Origin of the sequence: Brooklawnia cerclae (genome assembly GCF_011758645.1) — a bacterium.
GTDB lineage: Bacteria > Actinomycetota > Actinomycetes > Propionibacteriales > Propionibacteriaceae > Brooklawnia > Brooklawnia cerclae.
On the sequence record NZ_JAAMOZ010000001.1, the window covers coordinates 1,043,508 to 1,064,821 of the forward strand.

Consider the following 21,314-nt stretch of genomic DNA (forward strand, 5'->3'; position numbering starts at 1 on the left):
TCAACGCATGATCACCGAGCGCGACCGGAGCATCGACCTCAGCCCCTGGGACAGCACACCGATCCTCGACCACGCCGGCGACCAGCGTGATCCGGACGACATCGCCCGGGCCTGGCGCGATCCGAGGACGCGCCTCCTGCTCATCGATCGGGAGTCACGCTTCCGCGACGAGGAGTTCGGCGTGCCCGTCGACGGCGATCTGGACGATCGGACCGCCTTTCTCGGGGTGGCCGAGGGAGTGCCGTGGTTCGCCCGCCGGGCCGAGCCCCTGGACGACGGGGTGACGATCCGCGACCCCGCCCTGTCGGGTCTGCAGTACCAGGTCGTGAGTGCGGGGCTGGCCGTGCTCAACTGGATCGAGTCGGCGCGCTACTGCTCGCGTTGCGGTGGTGGTCTGCGGCGCACCAAGGGCGGGTTCGCCGCCGTGTGCCTGCTGTGCGGACGGGAACACTTCCCGCGCACCGACCCCGCAGTCATCGTGGCGGTGCTCGACCCGGACGACCGGGTCTTCCTCGCGCATCAGGGCACATGGGCGGCCGGGCGTGCCTCGATCCTGGCGGGCTTCGTCGAGGCAGGAGAGAGCGCCGAGAACGCCGTCCACCGCGAACTCGCGGAGGAGGCCTCGCTGGTCATCGACTCGCTGCATTTCCTCGGATCACAGCCCTGGCCGTTCCCGCGCTCGCTGATGCTGGCCTACGTCGCGCGCAGCCGGTCGGCGGGAACGGTCGACGGCGAGGAACTGGAATGGGGAGGTTGGTACAGCAGGCAGGACGTCGAGACAGCCGTCGGAAACGGGGAACTCTCCTTGCCCGGGCCCGGATCGGTCGCTCGGCGAGTGCTGGACGCCTGGCGCGCGGGCAGCCTGCCGCTGCCCGAATGAGGCCGCGCTCAGCTGGATCCGAGTCGCTCGCCCAGACCGGTGGCTCGGTGTGCCGGCGTTCCGATGGCTTTCACCACCGACTCGCGGGTGCCCAGGATCCTCACCCGATGCCGCGCCCGTGTCACCGCCGTGTACAGGAGTTCACGGCTCAGCAGCGGTGAACTCGGCGGCGGCAGGACGACCGTCACCGTGCCGTATTCGCTGCCCTGCGACTTGTGCACGGTGAGCGCATGCATGGTCTCGACCGAGTCCAGGAGCCAGGGCGAGCGTAGACGCGGACGATCCCCGTCGGGCAGCGCGACCTGGGCATGGTCGCCACCCAGCATGACCACCCCGGTGTCCCCGTTGGCGATGCCGACGTCGGGAGCGTTCCGGGTGACCAGGATCGGGCGGCCCGCGTACCACTCGCCGTCGCGTCCGTAGCCGGGCACATCGTGTCGCAGAATTTGGGCCACGGCGCGCGACCATTGCGACACGCCGTATCGCCCGGCCCGATGCGCACACAGCAGGCGGTGGTCGTCCAGCACCGACAAAGCAGTGGCGGCGTCCCCGGCGAGGGCGGCGGTTCGGATGCTCGCCGCCTGCCGCACGAGTTCGGCGCCGAGATCGGATCCCCCCGACAGGAGCGTCGGGTCGGGGTCGCGGTCGACGAACCGCAGGCCGTCGGGCTGCTCGTCGAGCAGGGCCAGCGCCGCGTCCGGATCGCCGTCGCGGATCGCCGTCGCGAGCCGCTGGATGGCTCCGCTCGACCGGTGGTTGTATCTCAGAACGGTGATGGCGCTCGTCGCCTCGCCCGGGCCGGCGGGCAGACCGGCGGCGACGATGTCGGCGAGCACGGCACCGGCCTCGACCGACGCCAGCTGGTCGGGATCGCCCACGAGGACCAGACGCGCGGTGGCGGGGAGCGCTGCGAGCAGCGCTGCCATGAGCCCGAGCGACACCATCGACATCTCGTCCACGATGACCACGTCGTAGGGCATCGGGTTGCCGGCATTGCGCCGGAAACCGTTGCCGGGTACGGCTCCGAGGAGCGAGTGCAGCGTCCGGGCCCTGTCCACCCGGAGGTTTCTCCAGTGCTCGTGGGGGTTGCCGGTGCCGGTGAGCGAGTTGTCCAGCGACTGCTGCATGCGGGTGGCGGCCTTGCCCGTGTTCGCCGCCAGGGCGACCGTCGTCGGCCCGCTCGCCAGGGAATCGAGGACGCGCAGCAACTGCGCCACGGTGGTGGTCTTCCCGGTTCCCGGGCCCCCGGCGATGACGCTCGTCCACGTCGTCGCAGCGGTGCGGACGGCTTGGCGCTGCTCGATCGAACGCTCAGGGCCGTCGACCGAGCCGGCGTCGCGCTCAAGGGGGTGGAAGGCGGCCTCGACCGCCGCGTCCACGAGCTCGGCAGGAAGCAGGGGCGGGACCAGCGCCAGCCGTTCGAGCAGGCCGATCCGCACCTGTTCCTCGGTGCGCCAGTTGCGTTCCAGGTACAGGTTCGTCCCCACGAGCCGTAATGGTCGTTCGTTGGCGGGGGCCTGCGTGCCGGTGTGCACGAGCCGCGAACCGCCTACCGCGTCGAGCCATTCGTCGATCGGTGGCCAGGGAAGCCCTGAGGTGTCCGTGGCGCCGGGGACGTCGCCAGGGCCATCATCGTCGGGAGTCTCGAGCACGGTGACCGAGGCCCTGGCCTGGTCGAGGGGCAGGCACACCGATCCGGTGTCCTGGTGCCGCAGGCACAGCGCGGCGGCCAGCAGAACCCGTTGGTCGGTCTCGCCGGAGGCCAGACCGAGCGTCTGCGCCAGGTGCACCGCCGAGGCCCCGAGCACCCCGGCGCGGGCGAACTCGGCGAGCAGACCGGTCGCCGAGACGGGAACGGCCCGTGGATCAACCACGTCGCTCACCTCCTGCGAGAATCCGGGAGGCTTCCACGATCATGTCCGCCGGTGGCAGCCAGGTGAACACCCCGGCGGGCATGCCGTCGATCAGCGGGGTGTCGTGGCCCACCATGCCGCGGACGAACAGGTAACCCACCCCGCCGAGGTGCGTCTGCGGACGATACCCAGGAAGACGCCAGGCGAGATAGCGATGGAGGGCGACACCGTACAGGAGCGCCTGGAGCGGGTAGTGGGCGGCGATCATGGTGGCGGTCATGGTGGCGGGGGAGTAGTGGGCGGCGGTGAGGGGTTCATCGGGTGGGGCCGGGACCCGGTTGGTCTTGTAGTCGAGGATGACGAAGCGTTGCGCCCGCGTCCCATCGGGGGGCGGAACCCGCAACGCGACGTCGATCGAGCCCGTGAGGAACCCTGCCAGCACTGTGGTCGCGGCCGCGGAGGTGCCCAGGGCCTCACCGTAGGAACGCAGAGGGTCGCCGGGAGGAAGCCATCGTCCGAACAACCCTGCGAGATCCTCCAGCCGGCTGCGACCCACCTGCCCGCCGAGCGGCAGTTCGAAGTCGAGTTCGGCCAGCCGATTGATCGCTCCGAGGTCTCGAAGCGATCGGCCGTCGGTGAGCACGCCCAGCGGGGTCTCGACGGTCTCGCGCAGCCCCGCGACCAGGCTGGGGCGGTCGAGCCCTTCCAGCTGGTACTGGTCGGCGAACTCCGCCACAGCGGCGGCAAGGTCGTCGTCCAGGGTCGACGATGCCGGGTCGACCTGCTCCAGCACCTGGTGGACGAGGCTGCCGAACTGCGTGCCTCCGGGCGACGAGGCCAGGCGGGACGCCGGCGACGTGCCGGTGTTCCCCGGCGTTCCCGCGAGCGGCGGGACGGCGACCCCGGCCACGTCCTCGAGTTCCATGTCCGAGGTGTCGTCGAGCGCCTCGGGACGCATGGCCTCGTCGTGGATGTCCCGGGTCAGCCCGGTGTACGAGGTGCGTACCCAGTCGCGGTCAATGCGGTCGACGAACGTGCGTGCCTCCAGCACACCGGTGCTCGGGGCGTCCGGCGCGTGAGTATTTCGCCGCGGCAGGGGATCGGGTGGGTCGAACACGGTGAGCCCGACCCCTGGCCTGAGCGGGAGGTCGTCGGCGGGGCAGAGCGGATAGCCGGGCTCGGGTGGTGTGTGCGGCTGCGTGTTCGACAGGAGCCGGTGGAGCGGCGAACTAGGCGTGTTGTACTGCGTCGGCGACCACCAGCAGACGAGCAGGGACTGGGCCCGGGTGCAGGCCACGTAGAAGGAACGCAACGACTCGGCGAGGTCCTCGGCCCAGTACCGCTCGGCCCGTTCCTCCCGCGAGGCGGGCGGGGCCACGTCCAGGACGCGGACACCGTCGAGGTGGCCCAGCATGGGCACGTCGTCCTCGGAGGTTCCCGATCGCGAGTCGGCGGCCTGGGGGACGAGCACGATCGGGAACTGGAGCCCCTTGGCCTGGTGGACGGTCATCACCCGGACGGCCGGACGATCCGTCGGCAGGCGCCGTGTCCGTTCGTCCTGATCGGCGCCCGCGTGCTGCATCGCCCGGCGCAGGTGCTCGGTGAGCGCCGTCGCGTCGAGCCGCTGCCGGGTCTGGGCCTCGTTGAGGAGTTCGGCGATGTGCCGCAGGTCGGTGATCATCGCCTCGCCGTCGGGCGCGTCGAGGAGCCGGCCGTACAGGTCGCGTGCGGCGACGAGGGTCTCGAAGACGGCTGCGATCCCATGCGTGGTCAACAGCCGGGAACACCGGTTGACCAGCGATGTCAGTTCGACGATCGGCCCGGCGTCGGGGTCGGCCAGCTCGTCGCTGGTCCACCCCAGCAGACGCGTCAGGCCGGCCCGCCGGATCGTCCATCGCGAAGGGTCCTCGAGCGCTTCGAGGACGACCAGCCACTCCCTGGCCGCCGGGGAGCCGAACACGCTGGCCTCGCCGGTGAACACCGCGGAGTGCCCGGCGGCGCGGAGCGCCCGGTGGACGGCCGTCCCGAAGGCATTGGTCGAGACGAGGACGGCGATGTCGCTCGGGCGCACCGGGCGCGAACCCTCGCCCTCGACCAGCCGGTACCCGCCGTTCAGCAGCCGGTCGACCTGCCCGACGACGTCGCGGCGGACCAGTTCTCGGGCATCGGCCACCCTCAGCGATCCGCGCGAGCGCAGCGCCCGCACCTCGACCGCGGTGTCGAGTTCATGACCGTCGTGTGACAGCCGCGACCCGGGGCGATCGGCCTCCACCCGCGCAAGGGGGATCGGCGTCGAGGCGGTGCCCAGGTCGACCGGTCCGAAGATCATCTCGATGCCCCTGACGACGGGGGAGTCCGAGCGGTAGTTCGTGTCCATCCGCAGGGCATGTTGCGCCTGCGACTTCGCCGCCGTGTACGTCTCGATGTCGCCGCCCCGGAAACGGTAGATCGCCTGCTTCGGATCGCCGATCAGCACCATGGTGGAGCGGCCGTGGAAGGCGGCGCGGAGGAACTCCCACTGCTGGGGATCGGTGTCCTGGAACTCGTCGACGAGAACGAGGCGGAAGCGTCGTCCGAGAAGGTCGGCGGCCGGCGGGCCGGTGACCGGGTCGGTGAGGGCGCTGGCCAGGCGTCCGATCATGTCGTCGTAGTCGAGGACGCGCCGCAGCCGTTTCCGCCGGTCGTATTCGGCGCGGACCGCCGACGCGAAACTCACCCGGGCCGCCGACTCCTCGTCCGGGGGATGGAGCACCTCGGTGGGATGTGCGAGCGCCTGCCTGCCGAGGACCTGTGCGTACGACCAGGGCAGCGAGCCCCAGACGTGCTCGTCGGACAGGTACACGTCGGCCACCACCTCGCCGCCCAGCACATCGAGGTCGCTCCCCAGCCGGGTCGCCGGGTCGTGGTCCGCCAGCAGGCCGAGTTCGGTCAGCATGCGTCCGGCGAACGTGTGCAGGGTGAGGATGGGGGCCGCGTCCACGTCGGCCGCGGCATCGTCCAGCCGCGTGAGGCGCTGGGCGAGCGTTGCGCGATCGCCGTCGGCGAGCAGCCGGTCGACGTCGTCGCCGGGGCACGGCCCTCCCGCGAGCACGGCGGCCACCGCGGCGCGGGAGGAGACGAGCCGACCGCGGATCGCGTCCCGTAGCTCGGCGGTGGCGCGGCGGCTGAAGGTGACGGCCAGGACGTCGTCGAGCCGATGGCCGTCGGCGACGAAGCGGGCGACCAACCCCGCGATCGAGTACGTCTTGCCCGTCCCGGCGCTGGCCTCCAGCACCGTGGTGGTGCGCTCGGGCGGCAGCGGGCCTGTGAGGCGGAACACGTCGTCGGTCACCACGTCGCCTCCTGCCCCGGATGCCACCGCTCGACGGCGTCGGCCACCGGCCGCCACAGCCAGGCTGCAAGCGTCTCGAAGCGCGAGCCCCCGTCGGCGCCCGGCGGATCGTCCGCGTGCGGGCGCTCGGCCACCAGATCGTCGAAGGTCGGGAAGAAATACCGCCAGTTGGGGTCCTTGTCGGCCTCGGAGGCATATTCCTGGCGTGCCGCATCGGCAGGTTCGCCCCGCCGCCAGGTGTACATGCCGCACCGGGTGGCCGCCGTCGACGGGGGAAGCGGAAGCACCCGCACGAGACCTGATTCACGCAGCCTGAGCATCTCGCCGAGGAGCCCGAGTGCCCTGGCGCGGTCGGGTGGGCGCAGCCGCTCACGTCTGCGGCCGATGACGATCGCCTCGGCGGAGCTCTGCCCCAGGGCGCCGGACGCGGCCAGGGCCAGCACCTGGATCCATGCCGCGAGCGCGTCGGGGGCACGGAGCCTGCCGTTGCGGTGGAGGACGATCCGATTGCCGTACACGCGCACCCGGGCGGTCAGGACGCGGCCGCCGAGATCCAGTGTGCAGTCGAGGTCGTCCGCCGGCCCCGACCGGGCCGCCTGGATGCACCGGGCGATCTCCTCTGCCTGTTCGAACTGGTCGCTCAGCACCCGTTCACCGAGCCTGCCCGGCAGGACGCGGCCCGCGAGCCACTCGCTGTCGACGGCGTCCCGCGCGTCGTACCCCTCGACCATGGCGTCGAGCAGCGCGGTGCCGACCTGCCACTCCTGCAGACTGTCCGGGACGATGGGCAGATCAGGGTCGAGCACACGGTCGCGGTTGCCCAGCGTGACGCCCACACGCCTGCGGAGGAGTTCACGTGCCGGGTTCTGGTAGAAGGCGATCAGGTCGTCGAGGTCGACGGGCTCCGGCTCGGGCGCCGTGCCGTGGGCGCGGAGCCGGATCGGCTCGGCGGGGGTGGTCGGCGGGTGCGCGAGCGCCAGAGCGCCCCTCAATGCCTGCTGATCGAAGCTCGCGGGCGGCTCGCTGCCGACGGAGCGGAACGACGCCCAGTCGTAGGGCTGGAGCGGATGCCAGGCTACGAGGGTGTCCCGTTCCTGTTCGGGACGCCACCGGCCCGCCATCCCCTCGACGGCGGCGGCGTCGAGGATGCCCGACACACTGAGCGGGCAGGGCCGGGCCTGACCGGTGCGCTCGTCGGCGCCCTGGGTGACGACGATGAAGGTCTCGCGGGCCGACAGCAGCGCGTCGAGGAGACGCTGGCGGTTGCGTTCGCGGCGCGTCCGGGTCCAGTGCAACTCGGTCCCCGAGCCGGGTCTGGCCAGCAGATCGTCCCCGTCGAGGTCCGGGGCACCGGGGAACACGCGGTCGTCCAGACCCAGGACGCAGACCACTCGCGCCTCGATGGCGGCGAGGTCGCCGAGCCCCGCGAACAGCAGCGATCCGGTGCCGAAGTTGGGTCGCCTGCGATGGCCCGTCGTCCGGTCGGTCAGCCAGACGGCGATGTCGCCCGCGTCGAGGTCAGGGCCCTCGTCGCCGCCGTCCCGGGAGAGCCGCGCCAACTCCGACAGTGCGTGGGTGATCTGCCAACCGTCCTCGAAGGGCACGTCGACCAGCAACTCGATCGCTTCGCGGAGCCTGGCCGCCCACGATGCGGCGGAGCAGGGCTGGGCGAACGTTCCGGTCGTCTTGCGCACCCGCGACACGATCTCGGCGAGCACCCCGATGACGTCGGCGTCCGAGGGATCGACCCCGGCAACAGGCGTCAGCATGTCGAGCCGCGTAGGGGGAAGATCGGTCAAGGTCAGGCTGAGGAGCAGTCGCTGCACCCCCATGAGCCAGGTCGACTGTGAGAACGGGACGCCGTTGCGCCGGCGCTGGGCTCGGTCCATTCCCCATCGGATTCCCGCATCGGCGACGAGTTCGCGCAGCCGGTCGAGCTGGTCACGGTCGAGGCCGAATCGGTGTGCGACCGGTGGGGACTGACAGAGGTCGACCAGGTCGGTCACCGTCGCGCGTCCCGACTGCAGAGCGAACAGCTGCGCGAGTACGCCCAGGACCGGATTGCCGGAGGCCACTGACGGGGCGGCGATGGCGGCGCGCAGGCGGTGCCCGGGATGAAGGTCGTCGGCGCCGTCGGCGGCGAGCCCGAAGGATGCGGCGATCAGCGGCGCGTACAACTCGAGATCGGGGCTGAGCACGACGATGTCGCGGGGCTGCAGCGTGGGGTCGTCCGTGAGAAGGCCGCACAGCACGTCACGCAGCACCTCCACCTGGCGGTCGGGGCCGTGGCAGGCGTGCACCTGCAGACTCGGATCCCACGTCCTGGCTCCTGCCGGCGGCAGGTTGCGCCGGAGATCGTCCTGGACCGCGTGCAGCAGAGTGCCGTCGGGGTTCACATCGGGGCTCGTCCCGAGCGGGGCGCGCCGCCCGTATCGCCGGACGAAAGGTGAGCCCTCGTCTCCGTCGGCCGGCGTGGAACCCGCCAACTGGATGAGGTCGATGTCGTGGTGGGCCGCGAGCGCGGCGTACAGCTCCGACTGGGAGGGCGGGGGATCGTCCACCGCGAGGACGACGATCCGGGCGGGCAGCGTGGGCGCGGGTGCCGCTCGCAGGCCGTCGAGCAGCCGGGAGCGCCGGGCACCGGGGTCGTCCCCGTGCCGGTCCCGCAGGGCACGCCACAGGCGCGGCTGCCAGGCGTCCCGGTCGGCCAGCACCCGGCCGGCGGCGTCCACGTCGGAGCCCCGGCTCCAGGCGTCGATCATGCCGGGGGCGTCACGCGCGTACCGGAGCAGCAGGCCGGCGACACGATTCGCGGTCGCCCAGGCGCGTCCGGGCCGGGTGCCCGGTGCGCCGAGGTGACGATGTACGTCGCCGAACTCGGGCTCCTCGCGTTGCAGTTCGGCCAGCACCGCGAACGGCAGCGCGGAGGGCGACCAGGGGTCGTCCTCGCTGTCTGCCTGAGCGCGACGCCACAGGCCCTCGGGCGTGGTGAACTCGATGCCCGCGCTGATGCCGGGACCGTCCGCACGCTCGGCGAGGGTCTGCGAGAGCGCCCGCTGGTGTGCCGACCCGGGCGTGACGACGAGGTCGAGTTCCAGAGGCGCGCCGGGGGAGTCGTGGAGAATCGTGGCAGCGACGTCGCAGGCCTGACTCCAGGTCGTCACCGGGTGCAGACGCGGGCCTGACCCGAATGCTCCTGCTGGAGTCACGCCGCGCACCTCGTTTCGCCGGATATCGCCGGATCCCCTCAGGATCCCACCGTTCGGGACCAACCCTAGGAGTCGTTTGTGACATTTCTCCAGCGCGACATCGCCGCATCGCCGGGCTGTTCGCCCGGCGGGGTCACCGGCGCGCGAACCCCGGAGCAGGGAGCCCCGGGTCTGTCGGAGCGCTGACCTAGAGTGAGTGCCCGTGGAATCCATGGGGCGGTTGGGGGCGGACGAGGTGCTGGGCGGTCTCGACCCCCAGCAGCGAGTTGTGGCGACCTCCTTCGGATCGCCCGTCGTCGTGCTGGCCGGCGCCGGGACGGGCAAGACCCGCGCGATCACCCATCGCATCGCCTACGGGGCATTGACGGGGCGGATCGATCCTCGCCGGGCCCTGGCGGTCACCTTCACGACGAAGGCTGCGGGGGAGTTGCGATCACGGCTGCACTCTCTCGGCGTGCCGGGTGTGCAGGCCCGCACCTTCCATTCGGCGGCGCTGCGGCAGCTGTCGTACTTCTGGCCCCGGGTGAACGGCACCGAACTGCCTCCTGTGGCGTCCAGCGTCCTCGGCCTGGTCGCTGAGGCCGCTCGTCCCCTCGGCGTCGAGCTGGAGACCGGGCTGCTGCGCGACCTGGCGGGCGAGATCAGCTGGGCCAAGGTGTCCAACGTTCCCGCCGACCGTTACCCGGAACTCGCGGGCGCGGCGGGACGCAGTGTGGCCGCACTCGACCCCGATCAGGTCTCGGACGTGCTGGTGCGGTACGAGCAGGTCAAGAAACGCCGCGCGGTGATCGACTTCGACGACATCCTGCTGTGCACCATCGCCCTGCTCCACGAGCACCCGGAGGTCGCCGAGCAGGTCCGCGCACAGTACCGGCATCTCACGGTGGACGAGTTCCAGGACGTCAGCCCCGTCCAGCGCACGTTGCTCGAGTTGTGGCTGGGCGAGGGCAGGGACGTCTGCGTGGTGGGCGACCCGAACCAGGCGATCCACACCTTCGCGGGTGCCCAACCGCGCTATCTCGAGGGTTTCGCGCGCGAGCACCCGGGTGCGCTCACTCTGCGACTCGAGACGAATCACCGCTCGACCCCCGAGGTGCTGGAGGCCGCGAACGCGACGATGGGGCGCGGTCTGCGGCTGCGGGCCGTGAGGCCTGCGGGCCCGCGGGTCGAGGTGGCCATGAGCGCCGACGAGCCCTCCGAGGCCGCCGAGGTCGCCGAATGGCTGCGCCTCAGGCACGAGGCCGGAATCACGTGGGCCGAGCAGGCCGTGCTGTTCCGTATCAACGCGCAGGCCGAGATGGTGCAGGAGGCGCTGGACGAGGCCGGTGTTCCCTGCGTCCTACGGGACGCCGAGGGACGCGGCCGATCGCGCGATCACCGTTCGTCCGTGGTGGACGCGGTGACGCTGTCGACGATCCACTCGGCCAAGGGACTCGAGTGGGAGGCCGTGGCCGTCATCGGCCTCACCGAGGGGATGCTGCCCTTCGTCCTGGCCACGACGCCGGCACAGATCGCCGAGGAACGGCGGCTGCTCCATGTCGCGATCACCCGCGCGCGTACAGACCTGCGGCTGTCGTGGGCCCCCGGCGGGGCTTCGGGGCACGGCCAGCGTCAACCGTCCAGGTTCCTGCGCGACTGTGGGCTGACGGGCGGAACATCGTCCACCACGACCATGCCGGTGCGACGACGCGCCCGACCACGGACGTTGCCCCTGTGCCGGGTGTGCGGGCGCTCACTGAGCGAGGCCGCCGAGATCAAACTCGGGCGTCACGCGGACTGCCCGGGCGACGTCGACGTCGAGTTGTTCGAGGCACTCCGGGCCTGGCGGCTGCGGTGCGCGCGGGAGCAGTCGCTGCCCGCGTTCGTCATCTTCACCGAGGCGACGCTGCGGGCGCTGGCCGAGCAGCGGCCGAGCGACCGTGCGGGGCTCCTGCGCATCCAGGGAATCGGAATCGACAAGGCCGAACGGTATGGGGATCAGGTGTTGGGGATCATCCGTGCCGGTGGGCCGGCCACTGGCGACGTCACCACGACGCACAAGCGGGGGTGACCGGGGTGCCAGCTCCCCGTCACCCCCGCACGAGGATGTCCGCTAGGCCCTGCCAAGAATGCGGTTCAGATTGGTGCCGCACACGGGACACTTGGCCTTCGCCATCTTGGTGCCCTTGTCGTTAACGACGACCTTGCCCTTGGCGGAGCGCTTCTCCTTGCACTTGACGCAGTAGAACTCGCCTTCATAGGTTTCCTCAGCCACAGTCTCCTCCTCTGTCGTGGGGCCAAGCAGTCTGCCGGTGATCGCTGTGAGCGCTCGGCGACTGTGGGCACAACCCTATCTGTATGCGCAGCGTGTGCGCTTGTCCCAGGCCCGAGTGCCTCAAATTGGGTGAACCGGACGTTCCTGGCCGCAGGTCGGGCGCCTCCCGCGTCCCGCCGGACGCGACGCGAGGCCCTCGGGGCTCAGTTCGCGCGCCTTCCCCTGCGTGCGACCGGCCGTCCGAGGGCCTCCCGAAAAAAGTACTGCCCGCCCGGGGAAGGCGTCAAGGATGCACCCGCCCCGCGGGGACGTCCGCACGGTGCCCGAAGCGTCGGTCGCCGGGGGCTCCGGCGACCTGCGAGCGGCCCGGGGGTGTCCACGCCGCAGCCGGCGCACGTAGGCTGGGGCTTCGACGAAATGGGGGGCCCGATGGCGACACATCGGCGACGGCGGCCGGTGACCGAGAACCTGCCGACCCGCGAGCTCACGCTGCCGGCGTCCCTGCCGCCGGGGGTCTCACGGGTTGAGGTGCGCCGCAGCGCCCGCCGCCGCAAGACGGTCTCGGCGCGGGTGGAGGGAGACACGGCCGTCCTCCTGCTGCCCGACGGGATGAGCCGCGCCGACGAGCAGCGATGGGTCACGACGATGGTCGCCCGGCTGGCGAGCCGCCGGCACCGGGCGCCCGGCAGCGACGACGAACTCGCGGCACGCGCCGCGATCGTCGCCCGGCGTCACCTGGAGCCGGCGGTCGGCCAGGCGCTCCGTCCGACGTCCGTGCGCTGGGTGACGACGATGAATCAGCGCTGGGCGTCGTGCAGCACCGACGCGGGGACCATTCGCGTCAGCCATCGCCTGCAGCAGATGCCCGACTGGGTGCTCGACTACGTGCTGGCCCACGAACTCGTCCACCTGCTGGTGCCCGATCACGGGCCGAGGTTCCAGGAACTGTTGGCGCACTACCCGCAGGCCGAACGCGCGCGCGGCTATCTGGAGGGATGGTCGGCGGCCTCCGGGCGCGGGTGCGCCGAGCCGGAGGGCGACTTCGACTGACGGGTCCGTTCGCGACTCAGTCGGACGACTCCCCGCGCTCCTGCTCAGCCTGCTCCAGCAGCTGAGCGAGCGCCACGTCCATCTCGTCGGCGACGTGGTCGTGCGTGTCCGGGTCGAGCAGCCGTAGGGGATCGTCCAGATCTTCCGCGGTGGGCATGAGGTCGGGGTGGGCCCACATGGCGTCGCGCTCGGCCGCACCCCTGGCCTCGGTCATGGCGGCCCACAGATTCGCGGCGTCCCGCACGCGGCGGGGGCTGAGGTCGAGGCCGACGAGGGTCGAGAAGAGCCGTTCCCTCGGCCCCCGTGTGGCCCGCCGGCGACGGATCGCCTCAGCCAGTTGGACGGAGGCCTGCGGCATCCACTTGGTCACGGTGGTGGCCGTGACCTCGTCCACCCATCCCTCCACGAGCGCCAGCAGCGTCTCCAGGCGCCCGAGAATGCTGCGCTGCTCGGGGGTCTGGGTGGGGGAGAAGAGCCTGCCCTGGAGTTGCTCGCTGATCTCGGCGAGCCGCTCGGGGGTCAGCGCCGAGGGATCGTCGACCTCGACGGCCTCGGTGATCGCCGCGACGTCGATCGTGATCTCGCGCGCGTAGTGCTCGAGGAAGGCGAGCAGCTGCGGGGCCAGCCACCCCACGTTCGCGAAGAGCCGCTGCCGGGCGGCCTCCCTGACCGTCAGGTAGAGCAGCACGTCCTCGTCCCGCAGGCCCAGGCCCTCGCCGAACGCGGCGATGTTGGCAGGCAGCAGCACCACCTGGGGCTCGGGCATCACCTGCAGGCCGAGCTCGGTGCCCGAGACGACCTCGCCGGCGAGCTGGCCGATGGCCTGCGACAGCTGCAGGGTGTACATCGACCCCGCGGCGCCCCGCAGCATCGGCGTGAGCATCGCGCCCAGTTGCCCCAGTTCCGCGGGCGCGTCCTCGGCGGCCGCGAACTGCGCACCGAAGGACGACGCCAGCGCGTCGGCGATGCGGGTGACGATGGGCTCGGCGACGGTGCGCCAGGATCCCATCGTCCGCTCGACCCATTCGGCACGGCTCCAGGCCGCGGCCGGCCGTTCGACCTGGTCGAAGGAGGTCGTCTGGTCGAGCCACAACCCGGCGAGGCGATCGGCCTCGGCCACCTTGCGTTGATTCTGCTCGTTCGGAGCCGGATCGGGGCCGAGCCCGGCCACCACCTGGCGCGCGGCCGACCGGGCGCCCTTCCAATCGATTCCGGACGCACCGGTGCGTCCTGACATCGACTGCATGGCCTGCTGCAGTTGGGAGACAAGCCGACCCAGGTCCATGCCCGAGCCGGTCTCGAAGCCGAACTGGGCCAGCCACTTGGCGAGCGGGTCCTCATGTTCGTCGTCGTTCATGCATCCATTCAACCCCAGGACGCAACCGTCCGGCTCGTCGGTTGGCCGACCCGATAGGGTATCCGTATGACCAAGCAGGGCTGGACGGCGACCGTGTCCACGGCCCTGTTCGTCGTGCTCATGACGCTCGTCGCCCTGGTGCCCGTGTCGTTCGTCAGCTGGAAGCCGGGCGGTTCCACCGACCTGCTGGGCGAACGTGACGGGCAGCCGACGATCGCCATCTCCGGTGCGCCCACCTACGACACTCCCGGCGAGGTTCAGCTCACGACGGTCGCGGTCACCCGGGTCGACGCCAGCATGACCTTGCCGCAAGCATTTCTGTCCTATCTCCTGCCCGACGAACAGGTGCTTCCGCGCGAGGTTGTCTACCCGGTCGGGACGCCGAGCGCCCAGGAGCAGGCGGCCGCGACCGAACAGATGGCGACCTCGCAGCGCGACGCGGTCGTCGCTGCCCTGGCACAGGCGGGCATCCCCATCGTCCGGCAGCCGGTGGTGACGCAGGTGTCGAGCTCCGGGCCCGCCTACGGGAAGGTGGAGGCGGGCGACCTCATCACGACGGTCAACGGGGCTCCCGTACAGCGGCGAACCGACGTGCAGAACGCGCTGGCCGGGGTGGAGCCGGGCACCGTCGTCCGCCTGGGGCTGACTCGTGACGGGCAGGAGTTGGAGGCGGCCATCACGACGGTCGCCTCGCAGGACGATCCCAGCATCGCCAAGCTCGGCATCGACACCGAGAACAGCTACCAGCACTCCGTCGACGTCGAGTTCGGCATCGACAACGAGTTGGCGGGCTCCTCGGGGGGCCTGGCCTTCGCACTGGCCATCTACGACGAACTCACCCCCGGGCAGGTCGTCGACGGGCGCAACGTCGCGGCAACGGGCCTGATCTCCTCCACCGGAGAGGTGGGCAGCGTCGGGGCCGTGCGGCAGAAGGTGCGGGGGGCCGAGCGGGCAGGCGCCCAGATCATGCTCGTGCCGGAGAGCAACTGCGCCGATGTCGCAGGGGTGAAGACGTCCATGACACTTGTGAAGGTGACGACGTTGGAAGATGCGGTCAACAGTCTCGAACTGCTCAAGGATCCGGACGCGTCGGGGCTGGTGCCGCGATGCTGACCGAGCAGACCAGCCGCAGCGATTCCCTGCTCGCGGCCCTCGTGGAGATCGAACGGTTCGTCGGGCGTTCGGGCTGGGACCAGCCCGCGAGGCTGTTCGCCCTCGCCCCGACCGCGGAACTCCTCGAAGCCCAGCCCAGCCTCGCCGATCAGCTCACGGTCACCGCACCCGACGCACTGTCCTCGATCGAGCAGGACGACTTCAACCCGTCGGGCGCCGATCTCATGACAGCTCTCGCCCGGCTCGCGTGGCCGGGCACCGTCGCCGGTTGCGCCTTGGCGACCGAACGCAGCTTCCTTCCGGCCGAACTCGAGCCCAGTGTGCCGGACGACCCCGGGCTGGCGGCCGAGTTCGTCGCCAACCATCCGCAGCGCCGCGACCTGCGCGTGGTGGCCGGGGCCTTGCGCGATTCTCTCGGCGAGCCGATCGTCCACTGCGTGGCCAGGCTCGCGTCCAATCCCGAAGACCTGCTGGTGGGCGCCGATATGGTGCCCGCGTTGACGCAGGCGCTCGCCCTCACCCTGTGGGGCCCGACAACGAAGGGTAATCATGAGTAGCTTGGTCGAAGAGGACCCGACTGCACCGCGGAAGCGGAACACCCTCGCGCTGACGCTGGGCATCCTGGTGGTCCTGATCCTCGGGTTCGTCCTCTTCTCGCGCGTCTGGACCGACCTGTTGTGGTACCGGTCGGTGGACGCCCAGCAGGTCTTCACGATCCGGCTGTTCAGCACCGTGGGCCTGTTCTGCGTCTTCGGGCTGCTGATGGCGGTCGTGGTGCTGGTCAACATGGTGGTGGCTCTGCGGATGCGTCCCCACGGCGTTCCCGCGCAGGCCGGGCGATCCAGCACGCTCAGCCGCTACCGCCGAGTGATGGACGCACGCACGAAGCTGTTCGTCGCGGTGCCGGTGATCGTGCTCGGCCTGCTGGCCGGCGCTGGAGCGGTGTCGGTGACCGACACCTTCCTGGCCTGGCTCAACGCCACGCCGTTCGGTACCACGGATCCCTATTTCAACCGGGACATCTCTTTCTACGTCTTCGATCTGCCGTGGTGGCGCTTCGTGGTCAGCCAGGTGATGTGGACGTTCATCATCAGCCTGGTCGCGACCGCGGTCGTCCACTTCATCTCCGGTGCCACCCGGACGAGCCCGCTGCGGCTCAGCTCGCCGGTGGAGGGACAGGCCCCCGAGATCAAGGTGAGCAACCCGTTCGGTGCGAGCGCGCAGGCACACATGTCCGTGCTGCTGGGCATCATCATGATCCTCATCGGCATCGACCAGATGCTGGGCCGTTACGCGTTCGCCTATACGGACAACGACACCCTGTTCACCGGCATCGGCTACACCGACGACCACGCGCGAATCACCGCGAAGCTCATCATGGCGATCATCTGCCTCGTATGCGCCGTGGTGTTCTTCGTCAACGCGAAACTGCGGCGGTGGATGCTCCCGACCTCCGCGGTGGCGCTCGCCGTCGCGTCGAGCCTCGTCGTCCAGGTCGCCTACCCGGGGCTGGTGTGGCAGTTCGACGTGAAGCCGAACGAGCCGGATCGGGAGCGGAACTACATCGCGAACCAGATAAGCGCGACGCGGGAGGCCTACGGCGTCGCCGACGTGGAGGTCACCGACTACTCCGCCACGACCACCGTGAGCGCCGGGCAGCTGATCGCCGACGCGTCCGCGCTCCCCGGCATCCGGCTCATGGACCCGCAGGTGATCGCGCCGACCTTCGAGCAGTTGCAGCAGGTGCGTGGTTACTACACGTTCCCGGATGTGCTGGACGTCGATCGCTACACCATCGACGGCCAGGAGACCGACGCGATCGTCGCGGTTCGCGAGATCAACACGTCCGGCCTGCCGGAGGAGAACCAGACCTGGAACAACGTGCACACGGTGTACACGCACGGGTACGCGATGGTCGGCGCCTACGGCAACCGCCGCCAGGCCAGCGGTGAGCCCGAGTGGATCGAGCGCGACATTCCCCCGGAAGGGGAGCTCAACCAGGTGGAGCCACGCGTCTACTTCGGTGAGAACACCACCGACTACTCGATCGTGGGCACGACCGAGGGCGGTTCGGCGATCGAGCTCGACACGCCCGGCGGCGAGTCCGGCAGCGGCGAGACCTACACCACCTACAGCGGCACCGGCGGTGTCTCCGTCGGTAACTACCTGGTCCGCGCGCTGTTCGCGGCCCGATTCGGCGACATCAACCTGCTCCTGAGCTCGCGGGTCACCTCCGAGTCCAAGATTCTGTACGACCGGACGCCGGCCGAGCGCGTCGCCAAGGTGGCGCCCTGGCTGACCATCGACCAGGATCCCTACCCCGCGGTCGTGGACGGGCGCGTGGTGTGGATCATCGACGGATACACCACCTCCAACAGCTACCCGAACTCGCAGCGGGTCGACCTGTCGAGTGCGACGAGCGACTCGACCTCGAGCTGGACGCCCGTGGGTTCCGAGAGCAGCGATGTGAACTACATCCGCAACTCGGTCAAGGCGGTCGTCGACGCGTACGACGGGACCGTGACGCTCTACGCCTGGGACACCAGCGATCCCGTGCTGCAGACGTGGGACAAGGTCTATCCGGGGCTGTTGCACTCGGTCGACGAGATCAGCGACGACCTCAAGGCGCACCTGCGCTACCCGCAGGACCTGTTCAAGGCGCAGCGCGAGATCCTGGGTCGCTACCACATGACCGATCCGATGGCGTGGTACCAGCAGTCCGACCTGTGGGTCGTGCCCGACGATCCGCGTTATGACGACACCAAGGAACCGCCCTACTACCTGTCGATCAAGTGGCCCGAGGACGACGCGCCGGTCTTCAGCCAGACCGCGGTCTACGTCCCCAGAGGACGCGAGAACCTGGGTGCGTACATGGCCGTCGTGGCCGACGCGGCCAGCCCGGACTACGGCAAGATACGGGTGCTGAGGCTGTCCGACACCCATCAGGTGCCCGGGCCCAACCAGACGTTCAATGCGATCCAGACCGATGAACAGGTGCAGCAGGCACTGTTGCCCTTCACCAGCCAGGGTGCGGCCGAGCCGGTCTACGGCAACCTGCTCACGCTCCCGCTGGGCGGTGGGCTGATATACGTCGAGCCGATCTACACGCAGGGCAAGGCGACGGGGTCCTACCCGGTGCTGCGCTTCATCGTGGTGCGGTTCGGTGACCACATCGGCATCGGCGACACGCTGCAGGAGGCCCTCGACACGGTGTTCCAGGGTGATGCCGGTGTCGACACGGGTGAGGGCAGCGACCAGACCAGCGGAGGATCGGACGAGGGGTCGTCGTCCGGCACCACGACGGGGTCAGAGGCGGTGAAGGCCGCGCTGGAGGCGGCAGTGGCGGCTTATGACGCGGCCGACGAGGCCCTGAAGGCAGGCGATCTGGCCGAGTACCAGGCCCAGATCGAGATCGCCAAGCAGCGTGTCGAGGAGGCCCAGTCGGCGCTCGGCTGACCGCCGCCGGCGATCCGCCCGGACGTGGCCGTTCGCTCAGATGTCGAGTTCGACCACGTCGGCGGTCAGCCCGGCCTGCGCCAGCCCGGGGACGAGCCGTTCCGCGTCCCCGCACACGACCACGCTGAGGGCCTCGGGACGAACGGTCCCGATGAACGACGCGTTGGCCTGTTCTGCGGTGATGCCCGAGACACGCTCCTGGTGCGCGTTCACCCAGTCCGGTGACATTCCGGCCGCGGCGAGGATCCCGGCCTGGGCCGCGATCGCGTCGGCGGTCTGGAACTGCAGGGGAGCGATGCCCAGGAGATAGGTGCGGGCGTCGGCGATCTCGTCCGGGACGAACGGCTCACGTTCGAGATCGAGGAGCCGAAGCGCCTCGCGGACGGCCTCGGCGGCCACCTCGGTGCGGCTGCTCGTCCGCATCGAGAAGCTTCCGCCCGAACGCAGCGGGCGGAAGCCGGCGTGGGCCCCGTAGGTGTAGCCGAGTTCCTCGCGCAGCACCCGGTTGAGCCGGGAGCCGAAAGAACCGCCCATCGCGCACGCGGCGACCTCCAGGGCCGCCCAGTTCGGGTCGTTCCGGTCGGGACCGAAGGCGCCGATCTGGATGTCGGCCTGAACCGCGCCGGGCCGGTCGACGACCCGGATCGCGGGAGCGCCCGGGTTGGGCCTGGCAGGCTCGTGGTGAACGGCGGTCCCGCTGGGCTGCCAGTCACCGAAGCGGGCAGCCACCTGTGCGTCGATGCCGGGCGGCAGGGCCCCCGCCAGGATGATGGTGGCGCCGGTCGGCTGCCACCAGAGTCGGTGGAACGCGAGCGCGTCGTCCGCCGTGATCCGCGTGACGTCGGCCTGTCTCCCACTGGTCGGGCGGCCCGAGCGGCTGGCCGGGTCGAAGACGGTCTGCTGGAAGGCGAGTTGGACGGCGGTCGTGCTGCGCACCACCGACTGCTCGATCTCAGCGAGTCGCAGGGCCACGAGGCGCTCGACGTCCCCTGGATCGAAGGCGGGCTCCCGGATCATCTCGGCCAGCAGATCGAGGGCGGGAAGCAGCCGGGGACTGGGCACATCCAACTGGCAGATCGTGCCCGACTGGGTGGCGATGCCGCCGTACACCGCGCCCTGATCCTCGAGGAGCTCGGCGAGCAGGGCGCCGGGGTGTGTGCGACTGCCCTCGTCGCTGGCACTCACGGTGATCGTCCCGACGCCCTCGTGACCGGACGGCTCGAGGCTGACGGGTGCATCGAGTACGACCTGGGAGCTGATCACGTGTTGGCTGGGCATGTCGAACAGCCACAGGCTGATGCCGTTGATGAGTTCGGAGACTCGGGGCTCGGGGAAACGCCATTGCCGGGCCGGTCGGACCTCGGGGCGGGGCTGCGACGTGTTCATCGGTTGCTCCCCACGAGGTAGCGCAGCGTCGCCCGGGACTCCGGTCGCAGCCATCGGGCCGCCACCGCTCGTATGTCGTCGGAGGTGACCCGCTCGATGTCGTCCAGCTCGTGGTTGATCCGCGCCGGGTCGTCGAAGTGCGTGGCGTAGAAGCCGAGCTGGTCGGCGCGGTCCTCCACCGGTGCGAGGGCTTCGAGCCATTGGCGCTCGGACGATGCCTTGGCCCGCGCGAGCTCGGCATCGGTGGGTCCCACCTCGGCGAGATCGGCGACCGCGGCGAGGATGCGCTCGTCGATGGCCTCCAGCGCGACGCCTTCGCGTGCCCGGGCCGAGACGACGGCGACGGATGTGCCCCGGGCCAGCCCGAGGTCGAAGCTGCCCACGCCTTCGGCCAGCTCCTCGTCACGCACCAGTTCACGGTAGAGGCGTGACGACTGGCCCTCGGCGAGCAGCGCGACGGCGAGATCCAGCGGTACCCGGTCGGGATGCGACAGCTGCGGCGTGCGCCAGCACACGTGCAGCATCGGCCGGGGCACGTCGCGGACGACGACCAGTTCGGGCGCGCCCCGGTGAGGCGCGAGGGGCCGAGGCCGCACAGGCGTCGGCACGTCGATGCTCGGCAGGTGGCCGAAATAGCGGTCGGCGAGGGTCAGCCCCTGGTCCGGGGTGATCGGCCCGGCGAGTGTGAGGACGGCGGCTCCCGGTTGATACCACGTGCGGTAGAAGGCCTGCACATCGTCCAGCGTGGCAGCGTCCAGATCGGACATCGATCCGATCGCGGCGTGGCGGTAAGGGTGGGCGGTCGGGAAGTTCAGTTCGAGCAACAGCTGCAGCTGATCGCCGTAGGGCACGTTGTCGTAGCGCTGCCGCTTCTCCTCCTTGACGACCTCGCGCTGCGTGTCGAGGTTGGCCCGATCGACGTTGAGGGTGGACATGCGGTCGGCCTCCAGCCACAGGGCCAGTTCCAGCGCGTGCGGGCCGACGGTCTCGAAATAGTTGGTGCGGTCGAAGCTGGTGGTGGCGTTCGCGCTTCCGCCGACCGCCTGGATCGCCTCCAGGTGCTCGCCGGAGGCGACATTGGCCGATCCCGCGAACATCAGGTGCTCGAACAGGTGCGCGAACCCGGTCGCGCCCAACCGCTCGTCCCCGGAGCCGACGCGGTACCACAGGTTGACGGCGATTCCCGGGGCCAGCGGGTCGGGGTTGACCAGGACACGTAGCCCGTTGTCGAGCCTCTTGTCCTCGATCTCGTAGTCAACCAGTGAACTGAGCTCGGGCATGCGCTGAATGCTACCAAGGGCACGGCAAGGTGTTCCGTGCGAGTCGCCGCTGATCAATGCAACGCTGGCTGAGCCTGTCGAAGCCCGTTGCCGGACGGCAGTCAACGACCCTTCGACAGGCTCAGGGGTCGTTGATCAGCGTTTC

The 21,314-nt window shown here is 70.4% G+C and carries 13 protein-coding genes; 6 read left to right on the forward strand and 7 right to left on the reverse strand.

Annotation, left to right across the window (positions count from 1 at the left end; all coding sequences use genetic code 11):
- Positions 1-7: 7 nt before the first annotated feature.
- Entirely contained in the window at positions 8-880 is an 873-nt protein-coding gene (gene nudC / locus FB473_RS05135; RefSeq protein WP_167165382.1) for an NAD(+) diphosphatase, read from the forward strand.
- An 8-nt stretch (positions 881-888) separates the two neighbouring features.
- Here nudC and recD read toward each other — a convergent pair whose 3' ends face one another.
- Genes recD through FB473_RS05150 form a run of 3 tightly spaced genes read right to left on the reverse strand, consistent with a single transcriptional unit; the run spans position 889 to position 9,273 of the window.
- Positions 889-2,754: an exodeoxyribonuclease V subunit alpha gene (gene recD / locus FB473_RS05140; protein WP_208390444.1), complete on the reverse strand. Its 1,866-nt coding sequence runs from the start codon at positions 2,752-2,754 to the stop codon at positions 889-891.
- Positions 2,747-6,067, reverse strand: a complete 3,321-nt coding sequence (locus FB473_RS05145; RefSeq protein WP_167165384.1) for a UvrD-helicase domain-containing protein — start codon at positions 6,065-6,067, stop codon at positions 2,747-2,749. The genes recD and FB473_RS05145 overlap by 8 nt, the downstream gene beginning before the upstream one ends.
- Positions 6,061-9,273 carry an exodeoxyribonuclease V subunit gamma gene (locus tag FB473_RS05150; protein WP_167165385.1) on the reverse strand — a complete coding sequence of 1,071 codons (3,213 nt, stop codon included), beginning with the start codon at positions 9,271-9,273 and terminating at the stop codon, positions 6,061-6,063. Before FB473_RS05150 ends, FB473_RS05145 begins: the two co-directional genes overlap by 7 nt.
- A gap of 211 nt (positions 9,274-9,484) precedes the next feature.
- Between FB473_RS05150 and FB473_RS05155 the strand changes: the two genes are divergently transcribed.
- Positions 9,485-11,323, forward strand: coding sequence for an ATP-dependent DNA helicase UvrD2 (locus FB473_RS05155; protein WP_167169101.1), 1,839 nt, complete (start codon positions 9,485-9,487; stop codon positions 11,321-11,323).
- Between the two features lie 42 nt (positions 11,324-11,365).
- On the opposite strand, the gene FB473_RS05160 is transcribed toward FB473_RS05155, so the two are convergent.
- Positions 11,366-11,527: a DUF5679 domain-containing protein gene (locus FB473_RS05160; protein ID WP_167165386.1), complete on the reverse strand. Its 162-nt coding sequence runs from the start codon at positions 11,525-11,527 to the stop codon at positions 11,366-11,368.
- Positions 11,528-11,956: 429 nt separating this feature from the next.
- Here FB473_RS05160 and FB473_RS05165 point away from each other — a divergent pair, with 429 nt between their 5' ends.
- A complete protein-coding gene (locus tag FB473_RS05165; RefSeq protein WP_167165387.1) occupies positions 11,957-12,577 on the forward strand; it encodes a M48 metallopeptidase family protein in 621 nt (206 codons plus the stop codon).
- 16 nt (positions 12,578-12,593) lie between these two features.
- Here FB473_RS05165 and FB473_RS05170 read toward each other — a convergent pair whose 3' ends face one another.
- On the reverse strand, positions 12,594-13,934 hold the full coding sequence (locus FB473_RS05170; protein ID WP_167165388.1) for a zinc-dependent metalloprotease: 1,341 nt from the start codon (positions 13,932-13,934) through the stop codon (positions 12,594-12,596).
- A gap of 66 nt (positions 13,935-14,000) precedes the next feature.
- On the opposite strand from FB473_RS05170, the gene FB473_RS05175 reads away from it, so the two are divergent.
- From FB473_RS05175 to FB473_RS05185, 3 genes are read left to right on the forward strand one after another with little or no spacing between them, the layout of a single operon-like run.
- On the forward strand, positions 14,001-15,047 hold the full coding sequence (locus FB473_RS05175) for a YlbL family protein (RefSeq protein WP_167165389.1): 1,047 nt from the start codon (positions 14,001-14,003) through the stop codon (positions 15,045-15,047).
- Positions 15,041-15,604: a PPA1309 family protein gene (locus FB473_RS05180; RefSeq protein ID WP_167165390.1), complete on the forward strand. Its 564-nt coding sequence runs from the start codon at positions 15,041-15,043 to the stop codon at positions 15,602-15,604. The genes FB473_RS05175 and FB473_RS05180 overlap by 7 nt, the downstream gene beginning before the upstream one ends.
- On the forward strand, positions 15,597-18,503 hold the full coding sequence (locus FB473_RS05185; RefSeq protein WP_167165391.1) for a UPF0182 family membrane protein: 2,907 nt from the start codon (positions 15,597-15,599) through the stop codon (positions 18,501-18,503). The genes FB473_RS05180 and FB473_RS05185 overlap by 8 nt, the downstream gene beginning before the upstream one ends.
- 36 nt (positions 18,504-18,539) lie before the next feature.
- Here FB473_RS05185 and FB473_RS05190 read toward each other — a convergent pair whose 3' ends face one another.
- Both FB473_RS05190 and FB473_RS05195 read right to left on the reverse strand, forming a co-directional pair.
- A complete protein-coding gene (locus FB473_RS05190; protein ID WP_167165392.1) occupies positions 18,540-19,889 on the reverse strand; it encodes a M16 family metallopeptidase in 1,350 nt (449 codons plus the stop codon).
- The gene (locus tag FB473_RS05195) at positions 19,886-21,169 is read right to left on the reverse strand and encodes a M16 family metallopeptidase (RefSeq protein ID WP_167165393.1); all 1,284 of its coding nucleotides are present in this window, start codon (positions 21,167-21,169) and stop codon (positions 19,886-19,888) included. The genes FB473_RS05190 and FB473_RS05195 overlap by 4 nt, the downstream gene beginning before the upstream one ends.
- Between the last annotated feature and the right edge of the window lie 145 nt (positions 21,170-21,314).